The organism is Klebsiella sp. HMSC16C06, from assembly GCF_001808325.1.
Lineage (GTDB): Bacteria > Pseudomonadota > Gammaproteobacteria > Enterobacterales > Enterobacteriaceae > Klebsiella > Klebsiella variicola.
The window spans coordinates 210,561-228,187 of record NZ_KV793000.1; the positions used below are offsets into that span (position 1 = coordinate 210,561).

21 protein-coding genes and 1 other RNA gene are annotated in these 17,627 nt (G+C 54.7%); 13 read left to right on the forward strand and 9 right to left on the reverse strand.

All coding sequences use genetic code 11. The features are described 5' to 3' along the window. Positions 1-46: 46 nt before the first annotated feature. The 7 genes from HMPREF3142_RS12280 to HMPREF3142_RS12310 all read left to right on the forward strand — a co-directional run bounded on the left by HMPREF3142_RS12280 (position 47) and on the right by HMPREF3142_RS12310 (position 3,766). Complete coding sequence (locus HMPREF3142_RS12280) at positions 47-415, forward strand: DUF1090 domain-containing protein (protein ID WP_008806585.1); 369 nt, start codon at positions 47-49, stop codon at positions 413-415. Positions 416-460: 45 nt separating this feature from the next. Beyond that, a complete protein-coding gene (locus HMPREF3142_RS12285; protein WP_008806586.1) occupies positions 461-766 on the forward strand; it encodes an ElaB/YgaM/YqjD family protein in 306 nt (101 codons plus the stop codon). Positions 767-768: 2 nt separating this feature from the next. Further along, positions 769-1,167 carry a phage holin family protein gene (locus HMPREF3142_RS12290; RefSeq protein WP_008806587.1) on the forward strand — a complete coding sequence of 133 codons (399 nt, stop codon included), beginning with the start codon at positions 769-771 and terminating at the stop codon, positions 1,165-1,167. Continuing rightward, positions 1,164-1,460: a YqjK-like family protein gene (locus tag HMPREF3142_RS12295; protein ID WP_070612103.1), complete on the forward strand. Its 297-nt coding sequence runs from the start codon at positions 1,164-1,166 to the stop codon at positions 1,458-1,460. Before HMPREF3142_RS12290 ends, HMPREF3142_RS12295 begins: the two co-directional genes overlap by 4 nt. A gap of 356 nt (positions 1,461-1,816) precedes the next feature. Then, positions 1,817-2,209, forward strand: a complete 393-nt coding sequence (locus HMPREF3142_RS12300) for a DoxX family protein (protein ID WP_002917920.1) — start codon at positions 1,817-1,819, stop codon at positions 2,207-2,209. A gap of 75 nt (positions 2,210-2,284) precedes the next feature. Further along, positions 2,285-3,271, forward strand: coding sequence for a glutathione S-transferase family protein (locus tag HMPREF3142_RS12305; RefSeq protein WP_008806589.1), 987 nt, complete (start codon positions 2,285-2,287; stop codon positions 3,269-3,271). A 126-nt stretch (positions 3,272-3,397) separates the two neighbouring features. Beyond that, positions 3,398-3,766, forward strand: coding sequence for a DUF805 domain-containing protein (locus HMPREF3142_RS12310; protein WP_008806590.1), 369 nt, complete (start codon positions 3,398-3,400; stop codon positions 3,764-3,766). 41 nt (positions 3,767-3,807) lie between these two features. Here the strand turns inward: HMPREF3142_RS12310 and HMPREF3142_RS12315 are convergent, their stop codons facing one another. Then, positions 3,808-4,704, reverse strand: a complete 897-nt coding sequence (locus tag HMPREF3142_RS12315) for a LysR family transcriptional regulator (RefSeq protein WP_004144865.1) — start codon at positions 4,702-4,704, stop codon at positions 3,808-3,810. Positions 4,705-4,808: 104 nt separating this feature from the next. Between HMPREF3142_RS12315 and HMPREF3142_RS12320 the strand changes: the two genes are divergently transcribed. Both HMPREF3142_RS12320 and HMPREF3142_RS29415 read left to right on the forward strand, forming a co-directional pair. Continuing rightward, positions 4,809-5,510 (forward strand): pirin family protein, encoded by a 702-nt coding sequence (locus tag HMPREF3142_RS12320; protein ID WP_008806591.1) that lies wholly within the window; start codon positions 4,809-4,811, stop codon positions 5,508-5,510. Between the two features lie 24 nt (positions 5,511-5,534). Beyond that, the gene (locus HMPREF3142_RS29415; RefSeq protein WP_008806592.1) at positions 5,535-5,702 is read left to right on the forward strand and encodes a hypothetical protein; all 168 of its coding nucleotides are present in this window, start codon (positions 5,535-5,537) and stop codon (positions 5,700-5,702) included. A 73-nt stretch (positions 5,703-5,775) separates the two neighbouring features. Here the strand turns inward: HMPREF3142_RS29415 and HMPREF3142_RS12325 are convergent, their stop codons facing one another. Continuing rightward, positions 5,776-6,186 (reverse strand): Spy/CpxP family protein refolding chaperone, encoded by a 411-nt coding sequence (locus HMPREF3142_RS12325; protein ID WP_008806593.1) that lies wholly within the window; start codon positions 6,184-6,186, stop codon positions 5,776-5,778. Positions 6,187-6,497: 311 nt separating this feature from the next. Between HMPREF3142_RS12325 and HMPREF3142_RS12330 the strand changes: the two genes are divergently transcribed. Further along, the gene (locus HMPREF3142_RS12330; protein WP_016161866.1) at positions 6,498-6,962 is read left to right on the forward strand and encodes an OB-fold putative lipoprotein; all 465 of its coding nucleotides are present in this window, start codon (positions 6,498-6,500) and stop codon (positions 6,960-6,962) included. 75 nt (positions 6,963-7,037) lie between these two features. Here HMPREF3142_RS12330 and rnpB read toward each other — a convergent pair. The 5 genes from rnpB to HMPREF3142_RS12355 all read right to left on the reverse strand — a co-directional run bounded on the left by rnpB (position 7,038) and on the right by HMPREF3142_RS12355 (position 11,708). Beyond that, an RNA gene (rnpB, locus tag HMPREF3142_RS12335) (RNase P RNA component class A) lies at positions 7,038-7,420 on the reverse strand. 32 nt (positions 7,421-7,452) lie between these two features. Next, entirely contained in the window at positions 7,453-8,598 is a 1,146-nt protein-coding gene (gene garK / locus HMPREF3142_RS12340) for a glycerate 2-kinase (protein ID WP_012967185.1), read from the reverse strand. 64 nt (positions 8,599-8,662) lie between these two features. Further along, positions 8,663-9,553, reverse strand: a complete 891-nt coding sequence (garR, locus tag HMPREF3142_RS12345; protein WP_012540492.1) for a 2-hydroxy-3-oxopropionate reductase — start codon at positions 9,551-9,553, stop codon at positions 8,663-8,665. A gap of 26 nt (positions 9,554-9,579) precedes the next feature. Then, a complete protein-coding gene (gene garL / locus HMPREF3142_RS12350; protein WP_008806598.1) occupies positions 9,580-10,350 on the reverse strand; it encodes a 2-dehydro-3-deoxyglucarate aldolase in 771 nt (256 codons plus the stop codon). A gap of 26 nt (positions 10,351-10,376) precedes the next feature. Next, complete coding sequence (locus HMPREF3142_RS12355; protein ID WP_008806599.1) at positions 10,377-11,708, reverse strand: MFS transporter; 1,332 nt, start codon at positions 11,706-11,708, stop codon at positions 10,377-10,379. 392 nt (positions 11,709-12,100) lie between these two features. Here HMPREF3142_RS12355 and garD point away from each other — a divergent pair, with 392 nt between their 5' ends. Next, positions 12,101-13,672, forward strand: a complete 1,572-nt coding sequence (garD, locus tag HMPREF3142_RS12360; RefSeq protein ID WP_012967183.1) for a galactarate dehydratase — start codon at positions 12,101-12,103, stop codon at positions 13,670-13,672. Between the two features lie 54 nt (positions 13,673-13,726). Here garD and HMPREF3142_RS12365 read toward each other — a convergent pair whose 3' ends face one another. Together HMPREF3142_RS12365 and HMPREF3142_RS12370 are read right to left on the reverse strand one after the other, a co-directional pair. Next, the gene (locus HMPREF3142_RS12365) at positions 13,727-14,677 is read right to left on the reverse strand and encodes a sugar kinase (RefSeq protein WP_070612104.1); all 951 of its coding nucleotides are present in this window, start codon (positions 14,675-14,677) and stop codon (positions 13,727-13,729) included. After that, the gene (locus HMPREF3142_RS12370; protein ID WP_008806602.1) at positions 14,677-15,480 is read right to left on the reverse strand and encodes a DeoR/GlpR family DNA-binding transcription regulator; all 804 of its coding nucleotides are present in this window, start codon (positions 15,478-15,480) and stop codon (positions 14,677-14,679) included. Before HMPREF3142_RS12370 ends, HMPREF3142_RS12365 begins: the two co-directional genes overlap by 1 nt. 348 nt (positions 15,481-15,828) lie before the next feature. On the opposite strand from HMPREF3142_RS12370, the gene HMPREF3142_RS12375 reads away from it, so the two are divergent. Next, entirely contained in the window at positions 15,829-16,683 is an 855-nt protein-coding gene (locus HMPREF3142_RS12375) for a tagatose bisphosphate family class II aldolase (RefSeq protein ID WP_012967180.1), read from the forward strand. A 24-nt stretch (positions 16,684-16,707) separates the two neighbouring features. After that, positions 16,708-17,622 (forward strand): 1-phosphofructokinase, encoded by a 915-nt coding sequence (pfkB, locus tag HMPREF3142_RS12380; RefSeq protein WP_008806604.1) that lies wholly within the window; start codon positions 16,708-16,710, stop codon positions 17,620-17,622. Positions 17,623-17,627 lie beyond the last annotated feature (5 nt).

The window sequence follows — 17,627 nt, forward strand, 5'->3', positions numbered from 1 at the left end:
GGGTATATCCTCCGGGTATACCCTCAGACAATGGAAGGTACTATCCATGAAACACCGCATCGCTCTGCTTCTGGCCCTGACTTCACTTAGCGCCAGCGCCATAGCAGCCTCTCCCTGCCAGGAAAAAGAGCAGGATATTCAACGAGAGATCAGCTATGCCGAAAAGCATCATAATCAAAGTCGCATTGATGGGCTAAATACCGCGCTACGTCAGGTACGGGAAAACTGCAGCGACAGTAAACTCAAAGCCGATCATCAGCAAAAAATTGCCAAACAGCGGGAAGAGATCGCTGAACGTCAGCGCGATCTGCAGGAAGCCCGGAAGAAAGGCGATGCGGACAAAATCAACAAACGCCAGCATAAACTCAATGAAGCGCAACAGGAGTTAAAAACGCTGGAGTCTCGGGACTACTAATAACAGTTAACTTTCGCAACACGGACCACGCTACAGGAGAACGACATGGCTAAAGAGAATGTGACTGACGACCTTCGTGCAGAACTGAAAACGCTGGCGGATACCCTGGAGGAAGTTCTGAATTCCTCGGCGGACAAGTCGAAAGAAGAGATTGGTAAACTGCGTAGTAAAGCAGAGAGCGCGCTAAAAGAGAGTCGTGCCCGCCTGGGTGAAACCAGCGATGCGATTTTGCGTCAAACGCGCGAGACCGCCGCGCGGGCGGATGATTATGTTCGCGAAAATCCGTGGACAGGAGTCGGGATTGGTGCCGCCGTCGGGCTGGTGCTGGGTGTCCTGCTGTCGCGTCGCTGATTATGGCGAATACTCAACACACGCAGGGGCCAGGCCAGCGCGTGTTCTCCATTGGCCAGCGTATCGTCACGCTGCTGGCCGAAATGGTGGAAACACGGCTGCGCCTGGTCGTCGTGGAGCTGGAGGAGGAGAAAGCCAACCTCTTCCAGCTGCTGATCATGACCGGACTGACGCTGCTGTTTGCCGCGTTTGGCCTCATGAGTCTGCTGGTGCTGGTTATCTGGGCCGTTGACGCCCAGTACCGCCTGCACGTCATGATCGCCACCACCGTCGTTCTGCTCCTCGCCGCCGCGATCGTGGGTATCCTTACCCTACGTAAGGCGCGCCGCTCCACGCTGCTGCGCCTGACGCGTAAAGAGCTGGAGAACGACCGTGCCCTTCTGGAGGACGATAAACCGTGAATGGCCGACAGGAGCGTGAACGGCAAAAGGCGCTGCTGCTGCGCCAGATCCAGCAGCAACGACTGGAGCTTAGCGCCTGTCGTCGCCACTGGCTGGAGGCGACAGCGCCCCTCGATCGCGGCTGGCATACGCTGCTGAGTTTACGTTCGTGGCTGATGGTTGGCAGCGGTTTGATGGCCGTCTGGTCCATACGACACCCGCACTTTTTGATACGCTGGACCAAACGCGGTCTCGGACTGTGGAGCACCTGGCGGATGGTCCGCGGGATCCTGCGCCAGTCGTCAACACACTAGCAGCCCGGAGCGCGGGCGCTTATCCCGGCGCCCCGCTCTGCCATTTCCCCGTCCGATACAATACGCCGTTCGCGGCAGCCGGGGCCTTCGCCGCAACCCGCGGTTAGCCCCCCTCAGATCTCAATTCATTCCGCTCAGCCACCCGATATCGGGACGGGTAGTTCCCCTCGTCGCCAGAAAATTTCTCCTCACCGCACTTATTGCTCAGAAACTTTGAAGAAGATCTACAGTTTTCCTTGCTAACAATTCCCTCTCCGCCTCGTTACTATCCTCTCCATCGACAGCAACACCGTGTAACCACGCGGGATTGCGCTAAAAAACAAAACTGCCGCCCTTTGGGTTTTCTGGAGTAAGAAATGAAAAAATTAGAAGATGTTGGTGTACTGGTAGCGCGTATTCTGATGCCGATTCTGTTTATCACTGCAGGATGGGGCAAAATCACTGGTTACGCCGGAACCCAGCAGTATATGGAAGCCATGGGCGTGCCGGGAGCACTGCTGCCGCTGACCATTCTCCTTGAATTCGGCGGCGGTCTGGCGATTCTGTTCGGTTTCCTGACCCGTACCACCGCGTTGTTCACCGCAGGCTTTACGCTGCTGACCGCGTTCCTGTTCCACAGCAACTTTGCGGAAGGCGTGAACTCGCTGATGTTCATGAAAAACCTGACCATTGCTGGCGGTTATCTGCTGCTGGCCATTACCGGACCGGGCGCATTCAGCATCGACCGCGTACTGAATAAAAAGTGGTAAGCGCACTATACTGAGTAAAAATCTAAAAAAAGCGAGGGGATATCTCCTCGCTTTTGCTATCTGCAGGAGGAAGTAATGGGACAATTAGTCGACGGCGTCTGGCAAGATACCTGGTATGACACCAAATCCACCGGAGGACGATTCAAGCGTTCCGTTTCGGCCTTCCGTAACTGGCTCACGGCCGATGGCGCGCCGGGGCCTGCGGGCGAAGGTGGCTTTGCCGCAGAAAAAGACCGTTATCATCTGTATGTTTCTTTAGCCTGCCCGTGGGCGCACCGCACGTTAATTCTGCGCAAGCTGAAAGGACTGGAACCCTTTATATCCGTCTCCGTGGTCAATCCGCTGATGCTGGAAAACGGCTGGACCTTCGCCGATGATTTCCCTGGTGCTACCGGCGACCAGCTCTATCATCATCAGTTCCTCTATCAGCTCTATCTGCAGGCTGACCCGCACTATACCGGTCGCGTCACGGTCCCGGTATTGTGGGACAAAAAACAGCAGACCATCGTCAGCAATGAGTCGGCAGAAATCATCCGCATGTTTAATACCGCCTTCGATGGTCTGGGCGCCAGAGCCGGGGATTACTATCCGCCGGCGCTGCGGGAAAAAATCGATGAACTGAACGGCTGGATCTACGACAACGTCAACAACGGCGTGTATAAGGCCGGCTTTGCCACCAGCCAGCAGGCTTACGACGAAGCGGTCGAGGCGGTCTTTACTTCACTGGAGCGGCTGGAGCAGATCCTCGGTCAGCATCGTTACCTGACGGGAAATCAGCTGACGGAAGCCGATATTCGCCTGTGGACCACGCTGGTACGGTTCGACCCGGTATATGTGACGCATTTTAAATGCGACAAACGGCGCATTAGCGATTATCTCAACCTGTACGGTTTTCTGCGCGATATCTACCAGATGCCCGGCATCGCGGAGACGGTGAGTATTCCGCATATCCGCCACCACTATTACCGCAGCCATAAAACCATTAATCCAACCGGTATTATCTCCATTGGACCGCAACAGGATCTCAACGAACCCCACGGTCGCGATCAGCGCTTCCGTTGATCTTTCGGGCGCCAGTGATGGCGCCCAATAATTCAGAAAACAGATATTTACCCACCATTCATTCACGTCTATTCTTATTGCGATCGCTTAAAAAACAAGTGATTGACGGTTAATTGAGGCGTAGAAATGGACTGGTATCTCAAGGCATTAAAAAACTATATAGGATTTGGCGGCCGTGCGCGGCGCAAAGAGTACTGGATGTTTATTCTGGTCAACCTCATCCTGACCGGCGTATTGAGCATCATCGATAAAATGCTGGGCTGGCAGCGGGCGGGCGGCGAAGGCATTCTGACGACCATCTATGGCGTACTGGTCTTTTTACCGTGGTGGGCGGTGCAGTTTCGGCGTCTGCATGACACCGACCGCTCAGCCTGGTGGCTGCTGCTGCTGTTGATCCCGGTCATCGGCTGGCTGGTGATCCTGATCTTTAACTGCCAGCGCGGCACCGAAGGCAACAATCGCTTCGGACCCGATCCGAAACCCTTCTCCTATTAATCTTCCCGCTCCTCCCGTTAACGGGAGGAGCGTCTTCATCACTATCTACCAGCAAAGAGCTTGGGGATCTCACGCAGACACCAGGACTTCGCTTCGCCCATACTGTCCCGTCGCCAGGCCATGATTATGTCAATTTCATTGGTGTATTCCGGGCTGACAACCCGCAAGCGTCCTTCGGCAATATCCTTCTCCACCAGCGGATAGGGCATGGTCGCCACGCCTAGCCCGGCCAACAGGGCCTGGCGCTTATCTTCAATGGTGCTCACCGTTAAGCGCGGCTGTTTATCCAGCAGCTGAACGGTAAGGACGGGCCGCTCGCGTGCGGTATCCGCTACTGCGACGCCGCGGTATTTCACGCGGGTCACTTCCGAGAGCGGTTCCGGCTCCTGGTGGATCGGGTGATCCGGCGCCGCGACGTACACACTGAGCACCGAATAGAGTTTGCGCGAGTTAATCTCCGAGGAGGAACGAAAATGCATATCCGGCGCGACAACAATATCCGCCCGCCCCTGCTCCAGCCGCTCCCAGGCGCCGGCCAGCACCTCGGTGATAATCGACAACTGCGTATTAGATTTGGTCGCCAGTTTTTCAATTAGCGGAAACAGATCCGGGGTGGGCACCAGCGCTTCGGTGACGATCGTCAGGTGGGTTTCCCAACCGCGCGACAACGCTTCCGCATCGGTGGTGAGTTTATCCGCCGCTTCGAGCAGCACGCGCCCGCGTTCCAGGAGCATCCGTCCAACGTTGGTGAACTTCGTGCGATGACCTGAGCGGTCAAACAGCACCACGTCCAGCTCCTCTTCCAGTTTTTGCATGGTATAGCTCAGGGCGGAAGGCACGCGTCCCAGCTCATCAGCCGCGGCAGCAAAGCTCCCACGGCGGTCGATCGCATCCATCACACGCAACGCTTCCAGCGTTAATGCTCTCTCTTTGGCCATCGCTTTCTCATTCAGGAAATTTGAACATACCGGGCAGAATATCTGGCTAACAATACAGCGTCCATACCTTTACCATTGATTTAGTGTAAAGAGAGGTCAAGAACATGATTACTACCCGAACAGCCAAACAATGCGGACAAGCAGACTTCGGCTGGCTGCAGGCCCGCTACACCTTCTCCTTTGGCCACTACTTCGACCCGAAATTACTGGGCTTCGCGTCCTTGCGCGTCCTCAACCAGGAAGTGCTGGCGCCCGGCGCTTCCTTCCAGGCCAGGACGTACCCAAAAGTCGATATCCTGAACCTGATTCTGGAAGGCGAAGCGGAGTATCGCGACAGCGACGGCAACCACGTGCAGGCCAAAGCCGGTGAAGCGCTGCTTATCGCTACCCAGCCTGGCGTGAGCTATAGCGAGCATAATCTGAGCAAAGAGCAGTCGTTAACGCGAATGCAGCTGTGGCTCGACGCTTGCCCGCAGCGGGAAAACCCGCTACAGCAGAAAACTGAAGTGGTGAGCGCACCGCTGCAGCTGCTGGCCTCACCGGAGGGAGAGAACGGCAGTCTCCAGCTTCGCCAGCAGGCCTGGGTCTACCATATCGCACTGGAGAAAGGAGAGCAGATTAGCGTGCAGCTGCATGGCCCACGCGCTTACCTGCAGTCAATCCACGGCACCGTCCATGCCGTCGCGCAGGAACAACAAAAACAGGCTCTCACCTGTGGTGACGGCGCATTTATTCGTGACGAAGCTAACATTACCCTCGTCGCCGATACGCCGCTGCGCGCTTTGCTGATAGATTTACCGGTGTAACAACGGAAGGGATGGAGTCTGTCAGTGAGTAAAAAGAAAAACAGAAAAAAGGCGTCCCCGACGCCATCAGCCCCGACGCAGCCGGAAACCGCCGGCGTCGTCAGCTTTGGTTATGATGAGATGCTGAGCGAACTGGAAGCCATTGTTGTCGAAGCGGAGATTCGTCTGCGGGATGAAGAAAGTCTCGCCTGAAAAGGCAATATCAATGATTCGATTTTCGTTTATAGCCTGAAGATAATATCGGCCCCGAAAGGGGCCGATGGCATTATTCGCTCAGCGCGTCGGCAAGATCTTTTTTCACCTGGGTACGCTGCTCCGGCGTCAGGACCTGATTCACATCGAAATAATACTTCACGCGGTAATAACGCACCTGCTGATCGATCTTACTGAAGGCAGCCAGCTGATCCTTGACTGCCTTTTCATCCCATTTTCCGGAATCAATCACGTTAATCAGGGCGCCATCTTTAATGTCTTGCTGCGAAATCTGTTGAACATTATTTTCCAGTTGCTGATGCAGGCTTTTAATTTTCGCAACCTGATCGCTGGTGAGTTTTAAGTGCTGGACAATAGGGTCCTGCGCCGGCGCTGGCGCCGCCTGCACGTCCGCGGCTTGCGCAGACAGAGAGAAACCGGTAGTCAGAAGGGCTGCAAACGCAATACGGGTCATTAATTTCATTGTTTTATCCTGAAGTGAAAGTGTCTGAAATAGCGGTTTATTATTTTACAGTTGGTAGTGAATAAATGTAAAAAATAATACCTAAAGATTATTCACAGCGTGCACCTGATCACAAACCATTCAATACATAAGAAATTCAAATGTTCTCACCAAATGAATTCATATGAAAAATACCACGTTTATATAAAATGACTTTAGCGCTTATCACGGAAATTAATTGACAGTAGCCACGGTTACTTTATTTAATTAGCGAGAAAGATGTCATACATAAAAGCAGGGATATCATTTTTAAAATATATAAGGAGATAGTTATGTTATTACGCACTCGCGTATTACCGCTGTTTTTTGTCATCTCGCTGTTAAGCGGCTGCGGCCTGGCTTCTAAAGCCTTTTATTCCGCGGGAGACAAATTATTTCAACCGGGAGATGACGCCGTCGCTTCGATGCAGACGTATTCAGTCGCCCAGTTCCTGCAGCCGTTTACCCTCAACCCGGCGAAGGCCAGCAGCGATTATCTGGGCAAATGGGTCAAGGTGCGCGGCGTGATTGTCGACATTCGCCGAATGAGCGGTATCGCCGGCAGCTACTATTTTACCGTGACCATGCGAGATGAGCAGAATAAAACGGATAAACGTCTGACCTTCAATTTTGGCTCACATAACAGCGCAGACGTTGAGGCGTTAAGCAATGGCAGCGTCGCCACGATCGTCGGTCAGGTTCATCAGGTACAAGATTCCACGATCCCGACGCTACAGAATCCTAAGGTGGTTAAATAACGGTAGCTGACCGATAAACCGCTTTCCGCTTTCCTAATAGTCAAAACCCCGCCGCAGCGGGGTTTTGACATAAAAAGGTGAAACTGACCGATAAGCCGGGTTCTGTCGTGGACAGTCATTCATCTAGGCCAGCAATCGCTCACTGGCTCAAGCAGCCTACCCGGGTTCAGTACGGGCCGTACCTTATGAACCCCTATTTGGCCTTGCTCCGGGTGGAGTTTACCGTGCCGCGGACTGTTACCAGCCGCGCGGTGCGCTCTTACCGCACCCTTTCACCCTTACCTGATCCCGCTTACGCGGGCCATCGGCGGTTTGCTCTCTGTTGCACTGGTCGTGGGCTGTGACACCCCCCAGGCGTTACCTGGCACCTTGCCCTATGGAGCCCGGACTTTCCTCCCCTCCGCCCGTCTCCCCCCGAAGGAGGACGACGACGAAGCGGCGACTGTCTGGTCAGCTTCGGCGCGCAGTATAGAGGGTTTACCGCCCGTTGTCATCCTTCTGTCGTCATCCCAACCTGCAGGGTGGCGGCGATATTGCGCGACGCGCGGTAAATGTTATCAAATGCCCCGCGAAATGCCTCTTCCAGCGTCGAAACTGTGGTTAACACGCTGAAAACCGCATCGATACCGTGCTGGTGAACCACGCCAACGTCGTGGGTCAGGCTGCCAGCAATACCGATCACCGGCTTACGGTATTTTTTCGCCACCCGGGCTATCCCCACCGGCACCTTACCGTGAATAGACTGGCTATCGATCCGCCCTTCTCCGGTGACCACCAGCGAGCAGTCATGGATCTGCTCTTCCAGCTTCAGCGCCTCGGTAACGATCTCAATCCCGCTACGCAGTTCCGCATTAAGAAAGGCCATCAGCGCCGCGCCCATGCCGCCGGCCGCCCCCGCCCCGGGGATCGGCTTAACGTCCACCTGCAGCGACGCCTTAATGACGTCGGCGAAGTGCGCCAGATTACGATCCAGCTCAACGATCATCGCCTCGGTCGCCCCTTTCTGCGGGCCAAAGATCCGCGACGCGCCGCGCTCGCCCACCAGCGGGTTAGTGACGTCACAGGCCACGTGGATCATCCTGTCACGTAAGCGTGGATCGATGGCGGAAAGATCGATCCGGCTCAGACGGCTCAGGCTACCGCCGCCATGGCCGATCTCCTGCCCCTCGGCGTCACAAAGGCGGGCGCCTAGCGCCTGCATCATGCCCGCTCCACCGTCGTTGGTCGCACTGCCGCCGATACCGATAATGATCCGTTTCGCGCCATGTTCCAGCGCCTGTAATATCAGCTCGCCGGTACCGCGTGAAGTGGTGATGAGAGGGTTGCGTTTTTCGGGCGGAACGAGTCCCAGGCCACTGGCCGCCGCCATCTCAATAAACGCAGTGACGCCATCGCCGGACATGCCCCAGCAGGCCTCCACTTTCTCGCCCAGCGGGCCAGTCACCCATGCGGAATGTTCCGTTCCCTGCGTCGCGGCAATCATCGCCTCCACCGTTCCCTCGCCGCCGTCGGCGACGGGCATGGAAACATACTGCGCGTCAGGGAAAATTTCCCGAAATCCTTTTTCTATCGCCTGAGCTACCTCGGTGGCAGACAGGCTTTCTTTGTAAGAGTCTGGGGCAATGACGATTTTCATAATTTTGTAGCCTGACAGTGCCGCGCAAGGCAAGAATAACAGGGCGCGCAAGGCGCCCTTCTTGTTAGCGAGTGACTTCCACTTTCGCCAGTTTTTCGTAGTAGCACGCCAGCGCGCTATGGTCCGCGGTGCCCAGACCGTCTGCGCGCAGCGCCTGCATCATCTCCATTACCGCCGCCGTCAGCGGTAGCTGAGCGCCCACGCCATGGGACGTATCCAGGGCGTTCGCCAGATCTTTAATATGCAGGTCGATACGGAATCCCGGCTTGAAGTTACGATCCATCACCATCGGCGCTTTGGCATCCAGCACGGTACTGCCCGCCAGGCCGCCACGGATCGCCTGATAGACCAGATCCGGATTGACGCCAGCTTTGGTCGCCAGAGTCAGCGCTTCAGACATCGCTGCGATGTTCAGGGCGACAATCACCTGGTTAGCCAGTTTGGTGACGTTGCCCGCGCCGATGTCGCCGGTATGCACCACGGAGCCCGCCATCGCTTTCATCAGATCGTAGTATTTATCAAAGATCGCCTTATCGCCGCCGACCATCACCGACAGGGTGCCGTCGATGGCTTTTGGTTCGCCGCCGCTCACCGGCGCGTCCAGCATATCAATACCCTTGGCTTTCAGCGCTTCGCTGATTTCCCGACTCGCCAGCGGCGCGATAGAGCTCATATCAATCACCACGGTGCCCGGCTTTGCGCCTTCGATAATGCCGTTTTCACCCAGCGCCACCTCTTTCACATGCGGAGAGTTTGGCAGCATGGTAATGATCACGTCACATTGCTCAGCAATCGCCTTCGGCGTCGTCGCGGTCTCTGCACCCGCGGCAATCACGTCGGCAATCGCTTCCGGGTTACGGTCGGACACCACCAGCGAATAACCTGCTTTCAGCAAATTTTTGCTCATCGGTTTACCCATAATGCCAAGACCGATAAAACCTACTTTGATTGTCATAATGTTCTCTCTCTTCATCCTGGTGATTATTTTTTAAACGCATCAGCAAGTTTCTGCGTTGCTGAGCGGAAGACGCCCAGATCGCTGCCGACGGCGACGAAAGTCGCCCCCCATTCCAGATAGCGGCGCGCATCAGCTTCCACTGGCGCCAGAATGCCGCTTGGCTTACCGTGCTTCTTCGCGCTGGCAAAGATATGTTGGATAGCGTGCTGTACCTCAGGATGGGCGGCATTGCCGAGATGGCCTAAAGCGGCAGCCAGGTCGCTCGGGCCAACGAACACCCCGTCCACACCCTCGGTCGCGGCAATCGCCTCGACGTTATCTACCCCGGTCTGGCTCTCAATCTGCACCAGAATGGAAATGTTCTTGTTGGACTGGGCGAAGTAGTCCGGCACGGTGCCAAACATATTGCCGCGGTGGGAAACGGAGACCCCGCGGATCCCTTCCGGCGGATAGCGGGTCGACGCCACCGCCTGCGCCGCCTGCTCAGCCGTCTCGACGAACGGCACCAGGAAGTTATAGAAGCCGATGTCCAGCATGCGCTTGATGATGATCGGCTCATTGGTCGGCACACGGACTACCTGCGCGCTGGAGCTGCCCTTCAGCGCCATCAGCTGTGGGATAAGCGTGGTCACGTCGTTCGGCGCGTGTTCCGCATCCAGCACCAGCCAGTCGAAACCGGCCAGACCCAGCACCTCAGTACTGATCGGGTTAGCCAGCGCGCACCAGCAGCCAATCTGCACCTGATGAGCCGCCAGCGCGGCCTTAAATTTGTTCGGGAAAATTGCGTTATCCATAATTTTTACCTTGCGTTAATCGTTGCTTACTTCTGCAATTCCATACGTTTGATATCGCCAACCACAAACAGGTAGCAGACCATCATCATCAGCGCGGAGCCGCCAACAAAAATCAGTGCGCCATTGAATGAGTGCAGTTCGCTTACGATGTAGCCAATAACCAGCGGCGTGGCGATCGAGGCCACATTGCCAAAGACGTTGAATACCCCGCCGCACAGGCCAACAATCTCTTTCGGCGCAACATCCGAGATAACCGGCCAGCCCAGCGCGCCAAAGCCTTTACCAAAGAACGCCAGCGCCATCAGCGTAATAACCAGCGGCGTGCTGGCCGTGTAGTTACACAGAATAATGGACGATGCCAGCAGCATTCCGAGTACTATCGGTAACTTACGCGCAAAAGTCAGCGTACAGCCGCGGCCAATCAGATAATCCGAAAACAGCCCGCCCAGTACGCCGCCGGCAAAACCAAACAGCGCCGGAATTGAAGCCACGAAGCCGACTTTCAGAATTGACATTCCCTTGTCCTGCACGAGGTAGATCGGAAACCACGTCAGGAAGAACCAGGTAATGGTGTTGAGGAAATACTGACCGAAAAATACGCCTAACATCATTCGGTTGGTCAGCAACTGACGGATATAATCCATCTTCGGCCCGGCCGCCTGGGTCGTCTCTTTTTTGTGGTCCATATCGACCACCGCGCCGCCTTCAGAGATATACTTCAGCTCCGCCGCGGACATTCGCGGATGATCGGTGGGGTTATGCACAAACTTCACCCAGATGACGGTGAGCACAAACCCTATTATCCCCATCACGGTAAAGACATGCTCCCAACCCAGCGCGAAGGTCAGCCAGCCGAGTAGCGGCGAGAATAACGCCAGCGAAAAATATTGCGCCGCATTAAAAATAGCCGAAGCGGTGCCCCGCTCTTTGGCCGGAAACCAGGCCGCCACAATGCGGGCGTTGGCGGGAAACGAGGGCGCTTCGGAAAAGCCCAGCATAAAACGCATAAAGAACATGGAGACCCCAGCCCAGGCGAGCGGGAACACATCAATAAAGCCCTGCAGGAAGGTAAACAGCGACCAGAAAAACAGGCTGTATGAGTAAACCTTCTTCGATCCAAATTTATCCAGCAGCCAACCACCAGGGATCTGCATCAGCAGATAAGCCCAGCCGAAGGCGGAAAAAATGTATCCCATCGACACCGCGCTGAGCCCCAGCTCTTTCGCGACTTCAGTACCGGCGATAGACAACGTCGCGCGGTCGCCATAGTTCACCGCCGTCACGACAAATATCATCAATAGAATTAAATAGCGGGTCGGTATTCCTTTTTTCTCATCTAATGTAGAATCCAGAATCATTTAGACATTCCTCAGGCACAGAACACCTTTTATAATTTCTTTAAGCGGTTTCTTATTTATTTAAAAGACGATATTGAAGCTATCTATTCGCATATCGAATACCTCAAAAACATGACTCAGTATAATCAGCACGCCTCCGCCAGACACTATGCATAACCACAATATAAAGTCATTATTTAACGCTAAAATTAGGCTTATGCCATAAGCCATGGGCGCTAATCCACAGTTCTTACGATTGCCTGCCCTGCTGGGGTTACCACCTCAGCAAGGAGTGATGTAGATCACATTTTAAAATCAATACAGCTGACATCCTTTATTCCATCATACTGATACGTAGTAAATGAATTAGCGTTTTATTTTATTATTAGCACCTGTTTGGAGATGACTGGACAATGGCTGACATTGCAATTCGACAACAATCGCCAACCGCGTTTTATATTAAAGTTGACCCGACAGATAACGTGGCGATTATTGTTAACGATCGGGGATTGACCGCCGGAACACGTTTCCCGGACGGCCTGACGCTCGTCGAACACATCCCACAGGGTCATAAAGTAGCCCTGGTGGATATCCCTGCCCGCGGTGAAATCATCCGCTACGGAGAAGTGATTGGCTTCGCCGTGCGCGACATCCCACAGGGAAGCTGGATTGACGAATCGCTGGTGGAACTGCCCACCGCCCCGCCGTTGAACACCCTGCCGCTGGCGACCAAAGTGCCTGAACCCCTACCGCCGCTGGAAGGCTATACCTTTGAAGGGTACCGCAATGCCGATGGCAGCGTGGGCACCAAGAACCTGCTGGGCATCACCACCAGCGTGCACTGTGTTGCGGGCGTGGTTGATTATGTGGTGAAAATCATTGAACGCGACCTGCTGCCGAAATACCCCAACGTCGACGGCGTGGTAGGCCTGAACCACCTCTACGGTTGCGGCGTGGCGATTAATGCACCGGCGGCGGTAGTGCCAATTCGCACTATCCACAATATCGCCCTCAACCCGAATTTCGGCGGCGAGGTGATGGTCATTGGCCTCGGCTGTGAAAAGCTGCAGCCGGAACGCCTGCTGCAGGGCACGGAAGACGTCAAAAGTATCCCGGTGGACAGCGCCAGCATCGTCAGCCTGCAGGATGAAAAGCATGTTGGTTTTAAATCGATGGTCGATGACATTCTGCAGGTCGCCGAGCGCCACCTGGTGAAACTGAACCAGCGCCAGCGGGAAACCTGTCCGGCTTCAGAGCTGGTGGTCGGCATGCAGTGCGGCGGCAGCGACGCCTTCTCCGGTGTGACCGCCAACCCGGCGGTGGGTTATGCATCCGACCTGCTGGTGCGCTGCGGCGCGACGGTGATGTTCTCGGAAGTGACCGAAGTCCGCGACGCCATCCATCTGTTAACCCCGCGGGCGATTAACGAAGAGGTCGGCAAACGCCTGCTGGAAGAGATGGCCTGGTACGATAACTATCTCGACATGGGCAAAACCGACCGCAGCGCCAACCCCTCCCCCGGCAACAAAAAAGGCGGCCTGGCTAACGTGGTGGAAAAAGCGCTGGGTTCTATTGCTAAATCAGGGAAAAGCGCCATCGTCGAGGTGCTCTCTCCAGGCCAGCGCCCGACCAAACGCGGCCTGATTTATGCCGCTACCCCCGCCAGCGATTTTGTCTGCGGCACCCAGCAGGTCGCCTCTGGCATTACCGTGCAGGTGTTCACCACCGGTCGCGGCACGCCGTATGGCCTGATGGCGGTACCCGTAATAAAAATGGCGACCCGTACCGAGCTGGCCAACCGCTGGTATGATTTAATGGACATTAACGCCGGGACCATCGCCACTGGCGAAGAGACGATTGAGGATGTCGGGCGGAAGCTGTTCGAATTTATTCTCGACGTCGCCAGCGGACGCAAGAAAACCTTCTCCGATCAGTGGGGCTTGCATAACCAACTGGCGGTGTTTAACCCGGCGCCGGTGACCTGATCGAGAGCGTAAGAATTTAACCACTTTTAGCCCGGATTAATCCGGGCTTGTTGGTTAGGGATGCTGTGCGGCAAGGAAAGCGCGGATCTGCGCCTGCGTCGAGGTGCCTTCCATGGGGCCGCGTTGGCTAATCGCCAACGAGCCGCTGGCGTTTGCCCATCTCAGCGCCTCCTGCGGCGTGGCGCCATTGAGGAACAGGCTGACAAAGGTGGCGCCAAAGCAATCCCCGGCACCAGTCGGATCCACCACCGGCACGTTGAAGCCGGCGACATGGTGTGTCTCGTTGGCGCTAAAGTAGCTGGCGCCACGCGGCCCACGTTTAATCACCACATGCTTCACGCCGCGTTTCAATAGCTTATCAACCAGGATCTGCTCATTGCGCTCCGGATTGAGGCCAAAATAATCCAGCTCACCGTCGCTCGGCAGGAAAATATCGGTGTAATCGAGAATGTATTCAAACGCCTGCGACATCTCGGGAATGTTCAGCATCTCTTTGCGAATGTTTGGGTCGAACGACACCGTACCGTTGCGGCCTTTAATGTTTTCAATCGCTTTACGCATCGCATCGATAATACGGAACGAGAACAGCGACGATCCCATAATATGAAAATGCTGACACTGATTTAGCAGCGCCTCATCAATGTGGTCGGCAGTCAGCAAACCGCAGGCGCTGTTAGGCATATTAAAAATAAAATCGCGCTGCGCCTGGCTACGATAGCTGACGAAGGCGCTACCGGTGGTCGCTTTCTGCAGCATGGCGATACCGTTGACGTTAACGCCGTCTTTCTCCAGCCGCGCAATGTTCATCTCACCAAATGCGTCGCTGCCCACGCAGCTAAACAGCACAGAACCAAAACCCAGCTTAGCTACCTGATCGGCAAAGATTGCCGGCGCCCCGCTCGGATAGGGCCCCCAAAATTCACCGGGGCGGGAAAAACCCTGATTCTCTTCCTTGGCGAGAAACTCCACCAGCAGTTCGCCGATGGTGCAAATGGTTACGTTCATCACCGCTCCTGGTTTGTCTTATGCAAAGCCGTGTTGAGCCATGTCAGGCATTCATTGTTGGTATAGCTGTTGGTCAAACCCGCAGCGAGGAAGCAGGCATGGTACTCTGCCGCGACGACCTGCGGGGTCACCACGCTGCTGATCTGTTGCAATTCACCGACAGCATAACGTTTCTCACCGTAGACCGGTCTGGACGCAACAATCGCGATAACTCTTTCGCTCTGCGCCACAGCCTCATTCAGTAGATGTGCTGTGGCCTCGTTACGCACGCTCAGCGTACCGTCTTCGGCAATATGATCCACCGCAATCAGCGCATGTGATGGCCGGTAATGACCTAACGCTTTCAGCGCCAGATCGCCCTCCACAATCCGCCCCTGCCCGGACAGCACCCCACCAAGCAGAACGGTTTCCCCATTTAAAAACTCCTGCGCCAGCGCGACATGGCCCAGATCGTTTAACAGCAGGCAAAGTTCTTCTCTGTTGGCCAGAAAGGGGATCACTTTACGCAAAATGGAACCTTGGCCTAAAAATAGCGTTTCGCCATCTTCTATCTGCGCCGCCACCTGGCGAGCCATTTCCGTCTCCAGCGCTTTATCCCTGACGGCTGGTGCTTCCCGCATCACCGCAACCGGCGCGCCAGCCTGGGCGGTATAAATCGCCCCGCCGAAGGAGCGTTTTAAGTAGCCCTGCTGCTCGAGGTAGTTGAGATCGTTACGGATTGTCACTCCGGAAACAGCCAGCATTTCGGCCAGATCGTCGACTTTGATCTCGCCGTTCTTACGAACGATCTCTGCGATGTCCAAGCGCCTTTTCAGCAGGCTGGTTGACGGTTTTGCCACGGTTTATGCCTTATTATTTTCTCCTGGAATAACTTTCATTTTTAAATTTCCCTATCGTAATGTCAAACCGCGGCTGAACTTCCATCTTGCCATAAATAAATTAATCAATATTAATCATATAGTTACAAAGAAAGCACTTCCCTGCTAAAACTTTAAAAAAGAAACATTAAAAATATTATTAACTTTCATTTTAAAAATCAATTCATCATTGTGTGCGGTGGATCACACCTAAAAGTCGAGACGATCGTTACATTACTTTCAAATTGAAGGTTATTTAATGTAAATAACTTACAAATTGAAAAGAGGACTAAAATGTACATCATTTCCAGTAAAAACATGCTGTTAAAAGCTCAACGACAGGGTTATGCCGTGCCGGCTTTCAATATCCATAACCTCGAAACCATGCAGGTCGTCGTTGAAACGGCGGCTGAATTACGCTCTCCCTTGATCCTTGCCGGCACGCCCGGTACCTACAGCTATGCCGGCACCGGCAACGTGGTGGCGATCGCCCGCGATCTGGCGAAAAAGTGGGATCTCCCGCTCGCCCTGCACCTCGATCATCACGAGGATCTGGCTGATATCACGCGCAAAGTCCAGGCAGGGATCCGCTCGGTCATGATCGATGGCTCTCACTCACCGTTCGAGGAAAATGTGGCACTGGTAAAAAGCGTGGTGGAGTTGAGCCACCGCTATGATGCCAGCGTAGAAGCCGAGCTGGGCCGTCTGGGCGGAATCGAAGACGATCTGGTGGTCGATGCTAAAGATGCGCTCTATACCAACCCCGAACAGGCCCGTGAATTTGTCGCTCGTACCGGTATTGATTCGCTGGCCGTCGCCATCGGTACCGCTCACGGTCTTTACACCGCCGAACCGAAGCTTGATTTTGAGCGCCTGGCGGCTATTCGCGACTGCGTTGATGTTCCACTGGTTCTGCACGGCGCTTCCGGCCTGCCGGATAGTGATATTCGCCACGCCATTTCTCTGGGCGTATGCAAAGTCAACGTCGCCACCGAACTTAAAATCGCCTTCTCGGATGCACTGAAAGCCTACTTCCTGGAAAATCCGGGCGCCAACGATCCTCGTCACTATATGAAACCGGCGAAAGCGGCAATGAAAGAGGTCGTTCGCAAAGTCATTCACGTCTGTGGCTGCGAAGGACAACTGTAATCAGCGGATCGAAGGAGCCTTGTCGTGATCCACACCCTGACACTGAACACCGCGATTGATATGAATATCTTTTGCGATCCGCTCCAGCCGGCGGCAGTCAACCGCACCCGGCAGACGGAATATTGCCCGAATGGTAAAGGGGTTAACGTCTCGCTGGTATTACATCATTACCAGCAGCCAACCCATGTTATGGGCATATTCGGCGGTTTTACCGGCCGCTATATCGTTGAGGAACTACGCAAACAACATATTAACGTCACGCCGGCATGGGTCGCTGAACCCACCCGTATTAATATCTTTATTAACGATGGCAGAGATGAATATAAACTGGTAAATCCCGGCGCGCGGATTAACGATGAAGGGAAAGAACAAATTCTTCATCATTTACAGTGCGTCACGCCTGGTGATTATTTAGTTATCAGCGGCAGTCTGCCACCGGGAATAGAGAGCCGGTTCTATAGCGAGATTCTGGTGCTGTGTCAGCAAAAAGGGTGTGAAGTCATCTTAGATATCAGCCACCCGGTGCTGCGCCAGCTTTTGGAGTGGCATCCGCTATTGATTAAACCCAATGACGACGAGCTGAACGAGATCTTTGGTCTGGATGTCAGCAGCCCCCAGCGGGTACGCGAAGCAATGCAAACGCTCCACCAGCTTGGGGCTCGCAATGTTCTGCTGACCCTTGGCGCACAAGGGCTCTATTTTTCGAACGGCGAGCAACTGTGGTTCTGCTCGGCACCGAAAATCGAACTGGTCAGCTCGGCCTGCGCCGGCGATGCCGCGCTGGGCGCGTTCCTCAGCCGATGGCTTAACGCAGGCGATATTCCTCAGGCGCTGGCGCTGGCCAGCGCCACCGGCGCCGATGTTGCCGCCTCCGCCGGGCTTGGCAAATTAAACCGTACGCAAGAATTATTACAACAACTTCAGATCGTCCAATTATAAAGGTC